This is a genomic window from Streptomyces sp. NBC_01304, assembly GCF_035975855.1.
Taxonomy (GTDB): Bacteria; Actinomycetota; Actinomycetes; order Streptomycetales; family Streptomycetaceae; genus Streptomyces.
In genome coordinates, this window is sequence record NZ_CP109055.1 from 2,038,518 (window position 1) to 2,054,567 (window position 16,050).

The 16,050-nt window shown below is 67.9% G+C and carries 12 protein-coding genes and 1 tRNA gene; 6 read left to right on the plus strand and 7 right to left on the minus strand.

Features of this window, described 5'->3' with window-relative positions:
* Nucleotides 1-19 precede the first annotated feature (19 nt).
* From OG430_RS08890 to OG430_RS08900, 3 genes are all read right to left on the minus strand, one after another.
* Nucleotides 20-745 carry an aspartate/glutamate racemase family protein gene (locus OG430_RS08890; protein WP_327351890.1) on the minus strand — a complete coding sequence of 242 codons (726 nt, stop codon included), beginning with the start codon at nt 743-745 and terminating at the stop codon, nt 20-22.
* Nucleotides 746-843: 98 nt separating this feature from the next.
* Nucleotides 844-2,349: an NCS1 family nucleobase:cation symporter-1 gene (locus OG430_RS08895; RefSeq protein WP_327351891.1), complete on the minus strand. Its 1,506-nt coding sequence runs from the start codon at nt 2,347-2,349 to the stop codon at nt 844-846.
* 236 nt (nt 2,350-2,585) lie between these two features.
* Nucleotides 2,586-3,569 carry a LuxR family transcriptional regulator gene (locus OG430_RS08900; RefSeq protein ID WP_327351892.1) on the minus strand — a complete coding sequence of 328 codons (984 nt, stop codon included), beginning with the start codon at nt 3,567-3,569 and terminating at the stop codon, nt 2,586-2,588.
* 150 nt (nt 3,570-3,719) lie between these two features.
* On the opposite strand from OG430_RS08900, the gene OG430_RS08905 reads away from it, so the two are divergent.
* The 3 genes from OG430_RS08905 (at nt 3,720) to OG430_RS08915 (ending at nt 7,699) form a co-directional block, all read left to right on the plus strand.
* Nucleotides 3,720-5,141 (plus strand): aminopeptidase P family protein, encoded by a 1,422-nt coding sequence (locus OG430_RS08905; protein ID WP_327351893.1) that lies wholly within the window; start codon nt 3,720-3,722, stop codon nt 5,139-5,141.
* A gap of 455 nt (nt 5,142-5,596) precedes the next feature.
* Nucleotides 5,597-6,358 carry a calcium-binding protein gene (locus OG430_RS08910; protein WP_327351894.1) on the plus strand — a complete coding sequence of 254 codons (762 nt, stop codon included), beginning with the start codon at nt 5,597-5,599 and terminating at the stop codon, nt 6,356-6,358.
* Between the two features lie 810 nt (nt 6,359-7,168).
* Nucleotides 7,169-7,699 (plus strand): hypothetical protein, encoded by a 531-nt coding sequence (locus OG430_RS08915; protein WP_327351895.1) that lies wholly within the window; start codon nt 7,169-7,171, stop codon nt 7,697-7,699.
* A gap of 102 nt (nt 7,700-7,801) precedes the next feature.
* Here the strand turns inward: OG430_RS08915 and OG430_RS08920 are convergent, their stop codons facing one another.
* On the minus strand, nt 7,802-11,260 hold the full coding sequence (locus OG430_RS08920; protein ID WP_327351896.1) for an NB-ARC domain-containing protein: 3,459 nt from the start codon (nt 11,258-11,260) through the stop codon (nt 7,802-7,804).
* A 753-nt stretch (nt 11,261-12,013) separates the two neighbouring features.
* Between OG430_RS08920 and OG430_RS08925 the strand changes: the two genes are divergently transcribed.
* Nucleotides 12,014-13,009: a DUF6215 domain-containing protein gene (locus OG430_RS08925; RefSeq protein ID WP_327351897.1), complete on the plus strand. Its 996-nt coding sequence runs from the start codon at nt 12,014-12,016 to the stop codon at nt 13,007-13,009.
* Between the two features lie 321 nt (nt 13,010-13,330).
* Complete coding sequence (locus OG430_RS08930) at nt 13,331-13,894, plus strand: S1 RNA-binding domain-containing protein (RefSeq protein ID WP_327351898.1); 564 nt, start codon at nt 13,331-13,333, stop codon at nt 13,892-13,894.
* Nucleotides 13,895-14,028: 134 nt separating this feature from the next.
* Here OG430_RS08930 and OG430_RS08935 read toward each other — a convergent pair whose 3' ends face one another.
* On the minus strand, nt 14,029-14,655 hold the full coding sequence (locus OG430_RS08935; RefSeq protein ID WP_327351899.1) for a hypothetical protein: 627 nt from the start codon (nt 14,653-14,655) through the stop codon (nt 14,029-14,031).
* A gap of 407 nt (nt 14,656-15,062) precedes the next feature.
* Here OG430_RS08935 and OG430_RS08940 point away from each other — a divergent pair, with 407 nt between their 5' ends.
* A complete protein-coding gene (locus tag OG430_RS08940) occupies nt 15,063-15,350 on the plus strand; it encodes a hypothetical protein (RefSeq protein WP_327351900.1) in 288 nt (95 codons plus the stop codon).
* Nucleotides 15,351-15,425: 75 nt separating this feature from the next.
* Here the strand turns inward: OG430_RS08940 and OG430_RS49435 are convergent, their stop codons facing one another.
* Both OG430_RS49435 and OG430_RS08945 read right to left on the minus strand, forming a co-directional pair.
* Nucleotides 15,426-15,815: a transposase gene (locus OG430_RS49435; protein ID WP_442816452.1), complete on the minus strand. Its 390-nt coding sequence runs from the start codon at nt 15,813-15,815 to the stop codon at nt 15,426-15,428.
* 5 nt (nt 15,816-15,820) lie between these two features.
* Nucleotides 15,821-15,894, minus strand: a tRNA-Pro gene (locus OG430_RS08945).
* Between the last annotated feature and the right edge of the window lie 156 nt (nt 15,895-16,050).

A 16,050-nucleotide genomic window follows, 5' to 3' on the forward strand; every position in this document is an offset into this window, starting at 1 on the left:
TAGTCAGGCCCCCGGTAGCTCAGACCCAGCGCGGCGGCCAGTTCTTCACGGTCTTGGGCCGCGGCGCCGCGTACGTACGCACCTTGGACGTGGACAGACCGAGGCGTACGAGGGATTCGGCGATGGTCACCGCCGCCGCGACGCCGTCGACCACCGGTACGCCGGTGCGCTCGGTCACGCGCTCCGCGAGGCCCGCCATGCCGCCGCAGCCGAGGCAGATGACTTCGGCCTTGTCGTCCTCGACGGCGCGGGCCGCCTGCTCGACGATGGCCTTCACGGCGGCTTCCGCGTCCTCCTCCAGGGCGAGTACGGGCAGACCGCTGGCCCGGACCGAGGCGCAGCGGTCGAGCAGTCCCGCGAGCCGGAGCCTGTCCTCGATGAGCGGCACGGTCCGGTCGAGCGTGGTGACGACGGAGTAGCGGTGGCCGAGGAACTGCGCGGTGCTGGCCGCGGCCTCGGTGATGTCGACGACGGGCACGTCGAGCAGTTCTTGCAGCCCCTCCCGCCCGTGCTCGCCGTATCCGGCCTGGATGACGGCGTCGAAGGGCTGCGGGTAGGCGCGTACCGCCTCCATCACGGAGACCGCCGCGAGGTAGCTCTCGTAATTGCCCTCCACGGACTCGGCGCCAAACTCCGGTGTGAGCGGCACGATTTCGGTGCCCGGCGACGCGGCCTCGGCGGCCTGGATCCCGATGCTCTCGGTGATCGAGGTGGTGGTGTTGACGTTGACTACGAGGATGCGCATGGGTGGGCTTTCTGTGCGGGTGGAGCCGGAGGATCTCGTGGAGGGATACGGGCGTTGGTCGCTCCCCTTGTGGCCGGGGCCGACCGTGCCCGGCGCTGTCAGTGGGCGGCGCTGCTGGAGGCGTCGACCGCGATGGCCGCGCCGTCGACGTCCCGGGCCGGCCGGCTGCGGTCCGCGAAGGCCAGGTAGAGGAGGGCGGCGAGGATCGCGCCGATGAACCACGAGAAGCCGGAGACGGACTCGAAGGCGGGGACCAGGGCGACGACCACGGCGACGGCCGCTGCCGGGACGAGGGCGCCGATCGCCCGCACGTGCCAGCCACCCCGGTACTGGTAGTCACCATCCGCGTCTTCGGTGTAGAGGTCCGGCACGTTCACGCGGGTCCGGCGGATCAGCCAGTAGTCCGTCATCACGATGCCGAAGACCGGGCCGAGCAGGGCGCCGAGTCCGCCCAGGAAGTAGTTGACGACGGTCGGGCTGTTGTAGAGGTTCCAGGGCAGGATGATCAGTCCGATGACGGCGCTGACGAGCCCGGCGCTGCGGAACGTGAGCTTGCGCGGGAACAGGTTGACCAGGGCGTAGATGGGCGCGACGAAGTTCGCGAGCAGGTTGACCGCGATGGTGAGGGTGATGAAGGCGAGCGACGCGGCCACCATCAGGAAGGTGTTGGGGATCGTCCGGACGATGTCTTCCGGACCCGTGATGACTTCGCCGTTCAGCTTGAACTGGGCACCGCTGAGCACGACCGCGATGCCCGCGAAGAACAGCATGTTGACGGGGATGCCGATGAGGTTGCCGCGGACGATCGCGCCGCGGCTCTTCGCGGAGCGCGTGAAGTCGCAGAAGTTGAGCACGAAGGTGCCGTAGATGACGACCCAGAGCGCGGCGCTGCGCAGGATCTCGCCCCACGCGGCGAGACCGGTCGGGGCGTCACCGGTCGACAGGGCGATGGAGCCGTCCGCCCGGACGAACATCCAGATCGCCAGCGCACACATGGTGATCAGGATCGTCGGCGCCGCGAACGCCATGTACTTGCGGATGAGGTCCATGCCGAAGCTGACGATGAGGACCTGGACCGCCCACAGCACGAGGAAGCTGATCCAGCCGAGCACGGACAGCCCCAGGACCGAGGTCTCGTCGAGGGAGGCGAGCCCGGGGAACAGGACCTTGACGAGGGCGTTCAGGACGGACGCGGCGAGATAGGTCTGTATCCCAAACCAGGCGATGGCCACGGCACCGCGCACCATGGCCGGGATCTGCGCCCCCTTGATCCCGAAGGCGATACGACTCATCACGGGGAACGGAACACCCGTTTTGTGCCCCATGTACCCCGAGAGATTCAGCAGCACGAGCAGCAGACCCGAGGCGACCGCGAAGGCGATCAGGATGTGCCACACGCTCATCCCGAGCGCGAACAGCCCTACGGCGAAGGCGTAGTTGCCGAGGCTGTGCACGTCATTGCCCCAGAGCGTGAACACGTTGTACGCACCCCAGCGGCGCCCTTCCTTCTTGGTGGGGGCGAGGTCGGGGCTGTAGAGGCCGGGGCTGGTGCGGGGCGGCCCGTCGACCGTGACCGTCGCCGGCCTGTCGTAGACGGCATCCATGACACACTCCTACTCGCTCGCCTTTTGGTATACCAATTTGGGGATGGGCGCGAGACTATGGCTGGGGGCAGGGGTGGTCAATAGGTGGCGGCCACAGAAGTGGAACTTTGACCTCCGGAAAACCGGAGGCGGGCACGAAGTAGGGGCCATCCGAAGACGGCCCCTACCTGCAGGAGTTTCAGGAGTCTGAAGTCAGAAGTCTGAAGTCAGGAGTCTGAAGTCAGACCCTGGGTCCCTCACAGCCACCCTGCGCGCTGGGCCTGCAAGGCCATCTGAAAACGGTTCGCGGCACCGAGCCGGGCCATCAGCATCTGCAGCCGGCGAAAGAGCGTACGGCGGCTGATGCCCAGCTCACGGGCGATGGTGTCGTCGCCCGCGCCGCCCGCGAGGAGCCACAGCAGGCGGCGGTCGGCAGGCGCCAACCCGCCGCGCAGGGCCGTCGAGCCGTGGAACGGCAGGGCGTTCTGCCAGGACTGCTCGAACAGGGCGATGAGCGCGGACAGCAGTCCGCACGGCTGCACGACCAGCATGGTGTTGTGCACGTCGGCCTCTTTGATCGACAACGACACCAGTGCGTACGCCTCGTCGATGATCACGAGTTTCACCGGCACGGACGGCAGCACCCTGGCCTGCTCACCCGCGTTGATGCACGGCTCGATGGCGTCCTTCAGCCGGCCGGGGTGCTCCAGCGACTCCCGCGAGTACACGACGCGCTGCGTCACCCCGCGGGCGAGCGTGGCCAGCGCGTCGTCCGTGGCGCTGGGCACGTCGAAGTACGGCGGTGACTCCAGCTGCCGGATCTGCTCGCGGGCACTGGCCCAGGCGTGCCGGATCCGAGGGCCGATGGCGTCGCCGGTGACGACCTCGACGAGATCGTCGTTGTACGCGGCCAGCCGCTGTCGCCGGAACGACTCGAAGGCGCCCCCGACGGCGATGCGTGACTCCTCGACCTCGGCCGCCCGGTGCCGGGCGAGGATCTCCAGGCCGGCCGTCGGCGGCACGGGGGCCACCACGTCCGCGTCCCCGTCGGCGGCGCTGGCCAGCCCGGCGTCGACGAGGACGCGGTACGCCGAGGCGAGGTCGCCGTCGTCGAGACCGGCCGCGGCTCCGATCGCGGTCAGCGGTGCGGGGGCCAGCTCTAGCAGCGCCAGATACACCTGGCCGGCCGCGTGATCGAGGCCAAGGAGCCGCAGGGCCTCGCCTAGCTTCGCATTCGTCATGGTCAGCATTATCGACCGCTCCCCCGCACTCGTGGCCGATCTGTGCCAGTGGCACTCCTCGGCCCCGGGCGGTGTGCGGTGCGGGATACCGTCCGCAAGCCGTCGTCGACCGGCGGGCATCCGGGAATCACCCACAGGAAGGTGTACGACGTGTCCGAGCGCCGGAAGAACGGTCTCTACGCAGGGATCTCCGAGGAACTCTCCGCCTTGATGCGCACGGGCTGGGCGGACACCGAGCGGCACGACCTGCAGCCGGACGAGCAGGCACCGTACGCCGCCGACCGCCGCGCCGCACTCTCCGCACGCTTCCCCGGCGAGCGCCTGGTGATCCCGTCGGGAAACCTCAAGACCCGTTCCAACGACGACACTTACCCGTTCCGGCCGTACTCGGGCTACGTACACATGACGGGCGACCAGGCCCGCGACGGCGCCCTCGTCCTGGAACCGCGTGCGGGCGGCGGCCACGACGCGTACTGCTACCAGCTGCCGCGCGACAGCCGCGACGACGACGAGTTCTGGAGCGGCTACCACGCCGAACTCTGGATGGGCCGCCGCCGCTCGCTGGCCGAGTCCGCGCGCGTGCTGGGTCTGGCCTGCCGCGACGTCCGTACGGCGGCCGAGGACCTGGCCTCCTCCTCCACCTCCTCCGGTGTGCCGACCCGGATCGTGCGCGGCATCGACCCGGCCCTGGAGGCCGCCGTCAGCACCGACGAGGAGCGCGACGCCGACCTGGAGCAGGCACTCAGCGATCTCCGCGTCATCAAGGACGAGTGGGAGATCAAGGAGATGCGGGGGGCCGTGGACTCCACGGTGCGCGGCTTCACCGATGTGGTCGGCGAGCTGTCGACGGCGGTCGCCTCGTCCGAGCGCTGGATCGAGGGCACCTTCTACCGCCGCGCCCGCCTCGAGGGCAACCACGTCGGCTACGGCTCGATCTGCGCCGCGGGCGAGCACGCCACGATCATGCACTGGACCGACAACGACGGTCCGGTACGCCCCGGAGACCTGCTCCTCCTCGACGCAGGCGTGGAGTCACGCACCCTCTACACCGCCGACGTCACCCGCACCCTCCCCATCAACGGAACGTTCACGCCCGTACAACGCAAGGTCTACGACGCGGTGTACGAGGCCCAGGAAGCCGGCTTCGCGGCCGTCAAGCCGGGCGCGGCCTACCGCGACTTCCACGAGGCGTCCCAACGCCACCTCGCGACGCGCCTCGTCGAGTGGGGCTTCATCGAGGGCCCTGCCGACCGCGCGTACGAACTCGGCCTGCAGCGACGCTTCACCATGGCCGGCACCGGCCACATGCTCGGCCTGGACGTCCACGACTGCGCCCAGGCCCGCAACGAGGAGTACGTCGACGGGCCACTGCAGCCCGGCATGATCCTCACCGTCGAACCCGGCCTGTACTTCCAGCCGGACGACCTCACCGTCCCCGAGGAGTGGCGCGGCATCGGCGTCCGCATCGAGGACGACCTCCTCGTCACGGACGCCGGCCACGAGAACCTGTCGGCGGGGCTGCCTCGGTCGGCGGAGGACGTGGAGGCTTGGATGGGACGGGTTGCGGGCTGAGGGCTGAGGGCAACCACCCGCCTGAGTAAGGGAGTTGGGCCAGGGGCGCCGGTGCCGCGTGGCACCCCTGGCCGCGCCGCTTCACCGGAGGGGCGCATCCCTCCCCCACGCCCGGTGTGCCGCTGAGCTACGCGGCCACTGCCAACCGTGCGAGGAGGGCCGCCGCACCCGTCCCACGAGCCAGGTCGCTTCGCGGGAACGCCCCGCAGCGGCAGCGCCGACCGGCAGTGGCCCCACCCGGAGGACAGTTCGCCCGCACAAGCGCCAAGCCGCCTTCGCCAAAGAGCGGATGAAACGGGCCCATCACGCACGCACCCCTGCCGACTGGGCAGGACCGCTCAGCATCACGCCCCCCTGACCGCTCCAATGTCCAGCAACGACTACAGTCACTGCGATCTTGGTCCTGCTCGCCCTCCGCCGGCAGAACCGCCGTTCCATCCCGTGGGGGGATATCCATGCGCAAGCGCACCACCATTGCCCTGCTCACCGCCGGCGTGACCACTGGGCTCGTAGCCCCGACCGCCGTTGCAGACACGCAGCAAGGCGACACTGAGATCGTCTCCACCACCGTGAATGGCGGCAAGCCCATCGTGGTCGGCACCCAGGCCACCACCCAGTTCAACGTCACTGTCACCGCCACCGACCCCAGTGGGATCGACATCACGGATGCTGTGATGTACCACGGCTCCTACGAGGCACCCACAAGCATCAACTCGCCCAGCAGCAAGCCGCCGTGCAAGGCAATCGATGCCACAACCTATGCATGCACCGTCACCTTCACGCTGGGCGCCGGCTGGCTGAGCAATCCCGACGCAGGCACCTGGCACCTCAGCGCCCTCGCCTACGCCAAGGACGGCGACCACCACCACGACCGTGCGGCTGCAACCTTCAACCTGCAGCGCGCCTCCAAGCTCACCGTCAACGCCGCACCCGAGCCGGTCAAGAAGGGCAAGACCCTCACGGTCACCGGCAAGCTGTCACGCGCCAACTGGGAGACCCATACCTACCGCGGCTACACCAACCAGCCTGTCCAGCTGCAGTTCCGCAAGAAGACTGCCAGCAGCTACACCACCGTCAAGACGGTGAAAACGGACAGCAGCGGCAACCTCAAGACCACCGTTCCGGCTGCTGCGGACGGCTACTGGCGCTGGCACTTCGCCGGTACGTCCACCACCCCGGCAGCCAAGGCTTCGGGTGACTTCGTCGACGTGCGGTAGGCGTGCTGTCCGGGACGGGACACCACAGGTGTCCCGTCCCGGACAGCGCCCACCCACCTACCTGAACAAGTTCCTGGAGCACGTCACTTACTACTCCAAACGACCCTTTGCTCAGCAGAGACAGCTGAAGCCTCGACCGGGTCAGTCCCACCCAGCAAAGCGCTTGCCCGCTTGCAGAGCACGAGCCCAGTGACTTGTCTGGACCGGAGAGCAAGAGCAAGGCTCCGCTCGCCCCAACTATGGGGAAGCCCAGAGAGTTCAAGAATCTCGCGAGTTTCGTCCGCGCCGGCAACAGTGATTGCTATCGACTCGTACTGGGTGGCCATTTTCATGGCACTCACTCCCTCGAAGAGCAGATCCAAGCAACCGCTGTCCACCTCGTCAGGAACTGCCCTGAGCAACAGCTGAGAATGACCGACCCCGTATCGCCAGACTCTGAACGTACGTTCTGAGCTGAACGCGACCGCGCCGCCAGGCATCTCGTTGGAATGGGTTGTCAACGACACTCTCTCCTCGATACCAAGTGATCTGACTCCTCGCATCTGACGACTGGCTGCCCCTGTGGAGTTCCCGGGTTGCAAGTCCCTTCCAAATCGAACGAGATCCTGGTTTGGGGCCCGAAATCAAGCCCCGAGTGGCGCGGCGGCCGCGGCGGCTGACCTGACACCGGCCCCACCCGTCACCGCTCGGCTTCGGCATGCCAGAATCCGCGCTCTGGCCTGGCCTTTGGTGTGCCGGGCCCGGAACAAGGGGTGGGGAATGCAGGGTTGGGCATCCAGGAGTGTCAGATCCACCGCCACGGCGGCATGCGTGGCCGCGGCGGCGCTGCTGTTCGGGGGGTGCGCGGGTGCGGACACCCCGGACGGGCAGGGGACGCCCAAGGCCAAGGGGACCACGTCGGCGGGGGCGTCGCCTGCCGCCAAGGCCGAGGCGCGGGAGAAGACGTTGGCGCAAGTACGGAGCGATCTCCGATTTGCCGCCGCAGGATTCAAGGAGCTGAACTTCCTCGAGGCACCTGAGCGTCCCGGCTCACAGGTCCACGCTGTCGCCATGTCCCGAACCGTCCCCGGCGACGCCGAACTGCAGCGCGTCATCAGCCGGTTCGAGGAACGTGGCTGGAGGGTCGACGGCGAGGTGGAGGCCGGCGCCGGAGCGTTCCTCAAGGCGGGCGACGAGTGGCGGGTCATCGCCGGCGTCGGCCCAGTGCCAAAGGAAGCGCGAGCAAAGGCCGGTTCCTATCGCGGCACGCTCGTCCTGGGGGCAAGCCACGTTGTTCCTCGCAAGAAGCCCAGCTCCGATGGCTCCACGCTCCCCGTACCCACCCAGCCCACCCTGCCCTGAGCTCGGCCTTGATACTGGAGGTCAGGGCGACAAGGCATTCGTACCGGGCGGCAAAGCAGGCGTGGCGGACGGCCTGGGTGCCGGACCCTCACCCTGAAACGATCAGCAACTCCGTGGATCCGGCCCCTGCGGCCGCAACCGATAGACGGCTCCGGACTCATCCCCGACCAGGATGACCGGCTCGGTCAGATACGCCGTGACGCACACCTGGATGGGATGATCCCCCGTCCACCGTGCCACCTCCTGCAACTCCGGCACCATCCACAGCCGCACAGTCCGGTCATAGCTTGCGGTGACGGCCCAGCGGGCATCCGGGCTCAGGGATACCGCGTAGACGGTGTCGTGATGACCGCGTAGGACACCGAGGAGTTCGCCGCTGTCGAGGTTCCACAGCCAGGCTTCGTCTCCACCGCCGGCGAGAGCGATCTGGCCGTCGTCACTGAGGTCGATCGCATAGATGGTGCCCTCGGGACCAGGGAGTGCCTGTACCAGCACTTCACCGCTGACATCCCATTCACGCAGCTTCTGTCGACCGTCCCCGAAAAGGAGACGTTCCGGGCCGCTCCATTGGAGGGCGTAGACCGTTTCGCTGACATCGATCGACTGTCGGTGCTCGCCGGATTCCAGATCCCAGACGTGCACCGAGAGGCCGTCTCCACCAGCGGCAAGGAACCGCGCGTCGGGTGAGAAGGCCAGGGTCCGGATCCTGCCCGTGGGTGTCTCAAGTCGGTGCAGCGTACGTTCCCCGCCGGAGCCGGAGCCGGAGCCGGAGCCGGCGCCGGCGCCGACGACGTAGACCGTACGGCTGTCCGGACTGCTGGCCAACAACGCGCCGTCGGCGCTCCAGGTGTGAGCACCGGCGTGCGTCGAAGGCACGGGTGTGCAGTTCAGCAGGGAACCGTCCCGGACGCTCCACGTGCGTTCCGTCCGGTCGTGTCCGACCGAGGTGGCGCGTAGCCCATCCGCACTGAGGGCGATGCTGTGCACGACGTCGCTATGGCCGTCGGGCGCGGGCTGGTCCTCCCCTTCGAGCCACCACAGGAGGGCGGCATCGTCGTCGCCGCCGGAGGCGATCGAACGCCCGTCAGGCGAAACGGCGACGGACAGGACCGCACCGGAATGACCTCGCAGAGTACGCAACGCTTCCCCTGTGGCGATCTGCCATGTCCGTACGGTCATGTCGAGCCCGCCGCTGACCAGGATGCCGAACGGCGCGAGAGTCAGCGAGCACAACTTGGCGTCGTGGCCGTGCAGTTCCTGCAGGAGTTCGCCGGTACGCACGTCCCACACCCTGATCGTGCCGTCGGCGCCGCCGCACACGAGGGAGCGGCCGTCCTCGCTGATAGCCACTGCTCCGATGGCCCCGCCGGGGTTCACGACGGTCTCCGGCTCCCTGTCCGTGTCCGTGTGCCAGATCATCAGGTGCCCGTTGTCTAGCGCGCCAACGGCAACGCTGCCGTCCGTGTTCACCGCTACCGCGGTGATGGCGTCAAGGCGACCGTCCCAAGTGGCCAGCATCGCCCCGGTTTCCACGTCCCAGAACCGCAGCGTCTTGTCCCACCCGGCGGACACCAGCCTGGTCCCGTCTCCGCTCACGCCCAGTGAGGTCACCGCGCCCCGGTGTCCGGTGAACGTGCGGATGCGGCGCCCGCTGGTGAGGTTGCACAGGCTGATGGTCCCGTCGGCAGAGGCGGCGGCGACCGCGTACCCGCCCGGGATGACAGCTGCCGCCAGGATCGGCTTCGTGTGCGCGGTGATGGTGCGGACGAGTCGTCCGGTGTCGACCTCCCAGACACGGATCCGCCCGTCCCTGCTGCCGGTGACCAGCCGCCGGTCGTCGGCGAACGCGACTGCCTCGACGATGCCGCCGAAGTCGCGCAGGATCCGACGCTGCGGCCCGCCCACGGAAACCGTGCTCGGGGTGAGGGGGCGCAGCCAGATCTCTTCGTCCCAGCTCCCCCATTCCCGTACGAGATTCTCGACGTCGGGTGCCGGGTCGGCCAGCAGCCGGCTGACGAGCTGCGCGCGGAGCTGGCCCGGGTCGGCGCCGAGGATGGACGCGGAGAGCTGGAGCGCGGAGTGCACCGGGATCGTGACGCTGTCCGGGTGGTGCCCGTAGTCGACGAGCAGGTCCACCACGCCGACTCTTTCCATCTTGGTACGCATCCAGTCGAGGTCGACGAGCAGGTCGCGGAGTTCACCGTAGGAGCGGGCTTCGGCCAGGTGGAGGGCGAGGTTCTCCAGGAAGTACCCGTCGTTCGGTCCGCTGGTCCAGCCGGACGGGCACCGCGTCCGGTAGCCCTCGACCAGCCGGGAGTGCGCAACGGCGGCGGCATCGGCCGTCTGGCCGCCGGTGACGACGTCGTACTGAAGATCGTGAAGCGTGAAGGTCTCGCCGTCCTCCGAGGTCAGGAGTGAACGGTCTTCGAACAGGCCGAGCAGATCGCCGACTTGGTGGGAGCTGGTCTGCCAGAGCGCCTCGACGGCCGTACGCGGGAAGGGGCCGCGCCCCGAGAAGACGGCCAGTTCGGCGTACCGGTCGCGGTTCTCCTGGTTGGGCAGGGCGTCCAGGCTCAGCCGGATCGCGGCGATGAGGGTCGGGTGCGGGTAGTCGGCACCGAAGTCGTGCCTGATCGCTTCGAGATCGGCTGTACGCAGCAGTTCGAGCAGGTCCTCCCACCGCCTGCCGGAGCTGCGCGCCATCGCTCCGACCATGGAGATGCCGAGTGCGAGGTTGCCGACCTCGGCGCACAGGTCGTCGGCGAGCAGCGGTAGCCGGCCCACAGGGGTGTCCGCCCATCGGGCGAGCAGTTCCAGGGACTGCTCCAGGGACAGTTCCGCGATGTCGACGATCACCGCGTCCAGGTCGCGGGCCAGCCCGGCGTCTCGACTGGTGAACAACAGCCCGCACCGATCGCCCAAGCCGTGGAACGCGTCCACCACCGCCCTGTCCCACACATCGTCGAGGACGATCAACACCCGCTGCCCGGTGAGGAGTTCCGCAAGCGCCTCCTGCCCCTCTTGTACGGTCGTGAACTCCGGGCTCTCCACACCCAGCCGCCGGGCCAGGCCCGCCATCAGTACGGGAATGTCGGGCCGGTGGGCCACCGGGATCCAGCGCACCCCGTCGGGAAACCGTGCCCGTAGCTTCTCGTCATGGGATGCCCGGCCGGCCAGCACCGTCTTGCCCGCACCGGCCATCCCGACCAGGGCGACCGGCTGATCGAGGTCGGGCCGGAGCGCCGCGACGAGCCGGTTGAATTCGTCAGGCCGCTCCACGAAGCGCCGGGGCGCGGCCGGCCGTGCCCCGAGGAACCGCCCCGCCCCTGGGGCGGGTTCCGGCACGGGCACCCCGACGAACAGGCTCGCCGGCAGCACCAGCGCGCCAAACGCCCCGACGACTATCTGCTGCCACCCGTTGAGAGGTCCCTCGATGCTGGTGCCTGCCAGTGAAATCCCGCCACCGAGAAGTCCCACGAGCACCAGCAGGCAGCCGGCGAGAAAGAGGGTGACGTTCGCCTGGGACAGACGCTGCTTGAGCGGCCCAGGCGATCTCCCCATGTTCGGCATCGTAGGAGGTCTGCTTCCTCAACCCGATCGACTTTCCAAATTGGGTGCGGATCCCTTGGCGGGATGAGCGGCTGTCCGGTACGAGGGAGACGGCGTTGGCTCCGTTGGCATGCAAGGAATCTCGGACGCCTGGGCGGGTTAAGGGTCGCGACAACGGCGGGATGCGGTCGCCTGGGCTCACCGAGGATGAATAGCCCGCAGGGACACCGGCTGTGGTGGTAACCGACCATCCCTCTTGGTCCGGGCTCGTCGGGGTTCCGCTCTGGGGCGCCGACATCCTCTGGTCGGAGGATGACTCCGGGCTTCGGCTGCCGATCGCCGTGGAGCTTCGTGCAACTGCTGCCATCGCGTGGCTGGTCGCGGGCCGTCCGGCACAGTGGCCCTCGGACGGACGCATCTACTTCGCATCAGCAGCCTCGCCCCCAGATCACCGCGGTCACTCGCGGCCGACCATGGCCCCACGGCACGAACAGTGCCGAACCGATGAACGCTCCAACCGACGCCTGTGCCGCCTGTGCCACCGGTGTTGTTCAAAGCGGCCAGGCCAGGTGGCCGACCCGGACGATGCAGCCAACCACCGGCGTTTCGCCGACGGCCGCGATAGCGGTGTCCCTGCAGTGGGCGGGGCGTTGAGAACGCGGGATACGAGAGGCTGAGTGACGGTCTCCGCGGAAACGCGCAGGATGTCCCGGAACTGTGGCTTCCACCACGGCGGACGTGATCATGTCATGGTGAGATCACCGCATGCTCGGTTTCCTCATCCGTCTCCTGCCCTTCTGGGTCCGCGAGCCGCTGCTCATCGCGCTCGGGGCTGTCCTCGGCGGACGCATCATGTATCTCGCTGTCCGCGAGCACGACCTGGTCCCGGCCGGCCTCGGCGTGGTGTTCCTCGTGTTCACCGCGGTACGCGTCCACGTGGTGCTGCGTGCCCTGCGCGCACGCCGGAACCCGAGTACGGCGGCCTTGGCAGACGGGGCGGCGGTCGACGATGCAGCCCAGTCCCAGCGCGAAGCAGGGCCGCGCCCCGACCCGGACGCTCCGCAGAAGGAGCCCAACGTGTGGGGCCAGGCCATCGCGGCCGTGGCCGTGTTTGGAGCACTCGGGGCCGCTCTGTGGGTGTCTGAACGTGTGCTTCCGTCCGATGACAACACACCGCGGTCCGCCTCGTGTTCGGCCGGGGAACACACGAAGTTGCCGGCGACATACAAGCAGACGCCCCGGCCCGCGACCGGCGACGAGCTCTGCAAGGTCCTCAACCGGCCCGACCTGGCCCGGTTGCTCGGCACGCCCGAAGAGATCGCGACCACGGTCTCCGGCACCAACAACACCGCTCCCCTGACGGACGGGAAGGTCGCCCTGCCGGAGGCCGAGGTCAGGTTCGACACGTACACCGTGAATCTCTCGGCCACTTACAACCACCTGTCGATCGCCCAGTACGTGAACCTGATGAAGTACGGCAACGAACAGGACGTCAAGACGCTCACCGTTCTTGGCCGACCAGCGGTCTTCGCCTCGGATCACACGATGAAGCTCGAGATCAGTCTCGGCGGCGGCTCCGGCGGACCCGTCGAACAAGGCCCCCTGGCCAGGACGTTGACCGTGGCTCGCGACCGGACGGACCACGGCGGCTACTACGAAGTCACCGTCTGGAGCACGTCCGGCGCCCTGCCCGACGACAGTGCGCTCCTCGACATCGCAAAGAAGGTTCTTCCGAAGATCCCGGAGCGGACTGGCCGATGAGACGCCGCAGTCTCTGCTGCGGAACTCATTGCCTCATGGCCAACGCCCTGCCCGGTTCGGCACACGCGCCGGCCCCGTCCCAAGAACGCACGCCAGACTGACGTCCTCTCACGTTCCACGTTCCACGTCCCACTTGGCTCACGAGCCCCGGCCCAATGATCGGCTGGCTATCGAGCAACCCCAGACAAATGACTTCAACGGGCCCGCGTTCGCTGCAAGAAGGGGCATCCGCTGGGGCGGGCGCCACCTGAGGGCCGCGGCAGACCGTACTGCGAGACGGCAGAGAGTGGGCTCACCACGCCATGTGAAAGGTTGGACAGCATGGACTGGCAGGCGGAGAGCCCAGAACTCTGGGCGTTCCTGGGATCGCTGCACTGCGGCGAGACCCTCTCCGGCACGGTCGCGGCGATCGAGCGGTTCGGCGTCTTCGTGGCTCTGGACGATGGCCCCGCGCATCCGCTCTTCCCCGGCGTCGGGTTCGTCACGATCCCCGAACTGTCCTGGCGGCGATTCGAAGCGGCTTCCGATGTCGTTCAGGTTGGGCAGCGCGTGTCAGGTGAGTTCCTTCAGTTCGACACCTGGAATGCCGAGGCCAGGCTTTCCTTGCGCGCAATGCAGCCCGACCCGTTCCAGACATTCACCGAGTCGATTGCCGTGGGCCAAGAACTGCAGGGACGCGTCACCAAGTTGGTGCCGTTCGGGGTCTTCGTCCGAGTCGCTGACGGGATCGAGGGACTGGTCCACCTTCGGGATCTCACGTCAACGCCCGTGGAGGCGCCAGAGGATGTCGTCCAGGTCGGCGACGATGTCACGGTCGTCGTGACCGAAGTCGACCGAGAAACACGCCGACTGTCCCTCTCCCGACGAACGGCAGGTCGCCCCTGACCTCCGATGACCCAGGCCGGTGAAGGGCAGGGCCCTGCTCAACCCGGCGAACCAATGTGGTCACAGCACGGGGGATGCTGCACACGTGATTGAGCGAGAAGCCGCAGCCGCAACAACGCTCCGGCTGGAGCGGATCAATCACCGCGTTCCAGGGTGACGCGGCTGCGAACCGGCTGTGCTCGCCACATCGCTGCCAGCTGAGGGTACGAGTGCATCAGACGGCGGTTGTCCGCAAGCACGGTGTCTCGGGGAGCGCCGATCTCCGCAGCGTCGAATCCGGTGTCCTGGAGGCCGATACTGTCGAGGTCCGACCAGGCCGGATCGTCCGCAAAGCGCAGTTCCAACTCGACCAACCAGTAGGCAGGTTGTCGGTCCGGATCGCTCTGGTCACGGTCCGAGACGGCCAGCTGCCGACCGAAGGACAGCGTCGGCTGCCCCGCGTTCCAGTCCCCCTTGCCCCATTGGGCGATGATGCAGTCTCCGTCGTCGCCCGGGCCTTCGATGCCGCTGATCAAGACCTGCGAGAACTCTGCGAATGCCTCCCATGCGGCTTCCACATCCACAACCGCATCGGGCTCAACACCGCGGCGCTGCAAGATGTGTGCAAAAGCGTCGGCGCTGGAGCTCCAGGGGATGGGCATGCCGGATGCTACCGCCGCGCGCCTGACCGCCGGCGGATGCATTCGCTTGTCAGTACGAGCGGCTAGGGTCGGTGGCGCGTGGTCGGCGGCGAGGAATCCAACTCTGAAATGCAGCTGCATCCCTGGTCCTGTCCGGGGGCGGTCCGGTATCCAGTCCGTGGCCCAACCGACGGTCGGGCATCGTCGATGGCTAAGAGGAGACCTGCCTGCACCGACCACGCGCCACCTCGAACGGCCTTGAAAATCGTCGTTGCGTGCGAGTGACCGTGGGGTCCAATCCCACACCCACCGCGCAGGTAGTAGCGCTGGAAGCGGCCGCTGACCAGGGATGGCGAATTCAAGGGGCCATTCTCGTGTCCGCTCCCTGTGATCAACCGGTGTTACCCGTGGCTCCTTCCTCGATGGGGCCCGCGAGGTGCACGGACTGCGCAAGTGAGGCAGAGCAGCCGCTTCTACCGTTGATCCTCTGGTGCCCGTTCCCTGGAGTCGGCAGCATGTGGCTTACCCGTAGCCGTTCGGGGGGCAGCATGTCGAAGATCCGCATGACCGCGTCCGGACTCGTCACCTCGTGGGCCTTTTCGCTCGCGGTGTGTGCGCCGATCTCGTACCTGTGGGGACGTGAGGCCTCGGGATGGGAAGCACCACCGCCAGGGATCATCCAGGGCGCCGACTCGAACGAAATCCTCAGCGTTCTTCCCCATGTAGCCACGCGCTTCGGCCTGCTGGCGCTCCTGGCCACGGCGCTCTGGCTGTACGTCGGCTACCGGCAGGTGTGTGCCAAGCGGCCGACTCGCGGAGTGACTCCGACCTCGTGAGGTCAGTGGAGTCTCAATGGCCGTGTCAAGCTGCCGCTTGGACCGCCGGCGGGACTGTGCTGAAGCGTCGCTTCCTCAAGTAGTAGTCGCGGTTGGGGCCTTCGCGAATCGACGCATGCTGGTCCGGGCGGGCAGGTAGTAGACCCGGCGTAGGCGTCGGCTGTACCACTTGGGGCGGTGGAGGTTGCCAGTGCGGCGTCCGGATTCCCTGGGAACGGGCACGAGGCCGGCAGCGGAGGGGGTGGTCGTCCCGACCAAGCAGTGGGCGACGGCCGAGAGGGGCCCTGCTCCCCACGCCTGCGGGGTTGCCCCCCGACCGAGCGGCCGACCTGGGATCGACCTCTGCTTCCCGCGCCCACAGAGTGAGTTTCCGTCGGCCGACCAAGCCCGGGCACGCCCAAAGCCCCGAACACGAATGAGGGGCCATCCAAAGGACGGCCCCTCACCAGCGGAAATATCCGACATCACTGTCGGGACGACAGGATTTGAACCTGCGACCCCTTGACCCCCAGTCAAGTGCGCTACCAAGCTGCGCCACGTCCCGGTGCTCATCTGACCTGGGGTTTCCCCTGGCCGGACGCGCACGGAAACAATACCGCACTCGGGACCGTGGTCGTGAACGCGTTTTACGGCGCGCGGGTACACCGGCACCGGCACACACCTGAGCCTGCGAGGGCTTGACCTCAAGTTTGGTTCAGGT

What these genes read in the sequence shown, in the direction of transcription:
- OG430_RS08895 (WP_327351891.1), bottom strand. Translation starts at nt 2,349, where the DNA reads ATGGATGCCGTCTACGACAGGCCGGCGACGGTCACGGTCGACGGGCCG.
- OG430_RS08900 (WP_327351892.1), bottom strand. Translation starts at nt 3,569, where the DNA reads ATGACGAATGCGAAGCTAGGCGAGGCCCTGCGGCTCCTTGGCCTCGAT.
- OG430_RS08925 (WP_327351897.1), top strand. Translation starts at nt 12,014, where the DNA reads ATGCTCGGTTTCCTCATCCGTCTCCTGCCCTTCTGGGTCCGCGAGCCG.
- OG430_RS08910 (WP_327351894.1), top strand. Translation starts at nt 5,597, where the DNA reads ATGCGCAAGCGCACCACCATTGCCCTGCTCACCGCCGGCGTGACCACT.
- OG430_RS08920 (WP_327351896.1), bottom strand. Translation starts at nt 11,260, where the DNA reads ATGGGGAGATCGCCTGGGCCGCTCAAGCAGCGTCTGTCCCAGGCGAAC.
- OG430_RS08935 (WP_327351899.1), bottom strand. Translation starts at nt 14,655, where the DNA reads ATGCAGCTGCATTTCAGAGTTGGATTCCTCGCCGCCGACCACGCGCCA.
- OG430_RS08890 (WP_327351890.1), bottom strand. Translation starts at nt 745, where the DNA reads ATGCGCATCCTCGTAGTCAACGTCAACACCACCACCTCGATCACCGAG.
- OG430_RS49435 (WP_442816452.1), bottom strand. Translation starts at nt 15,815, where the DNA reads ATGTCGGATATTTCCGCTGGTGAGGGGCCGTCCTTTGGATGGCCCCTC.
- OG430_RS08930 (WP_327351898.1), top strand. Translation starts at nt 13,331, where the DNA reads ATGGACTGGCAGGCGGAGAGCCCAGAACTCTGGGCGTTCCTGGGATCG.
- OG430_RS08940 (WP_327351900.1), top strand. Translation starts at nt 15,063, where the DNA reads ATGTCGAAGATCCGCATGACCGCGTCCGGACTCGTCACCTCGTGGGCC.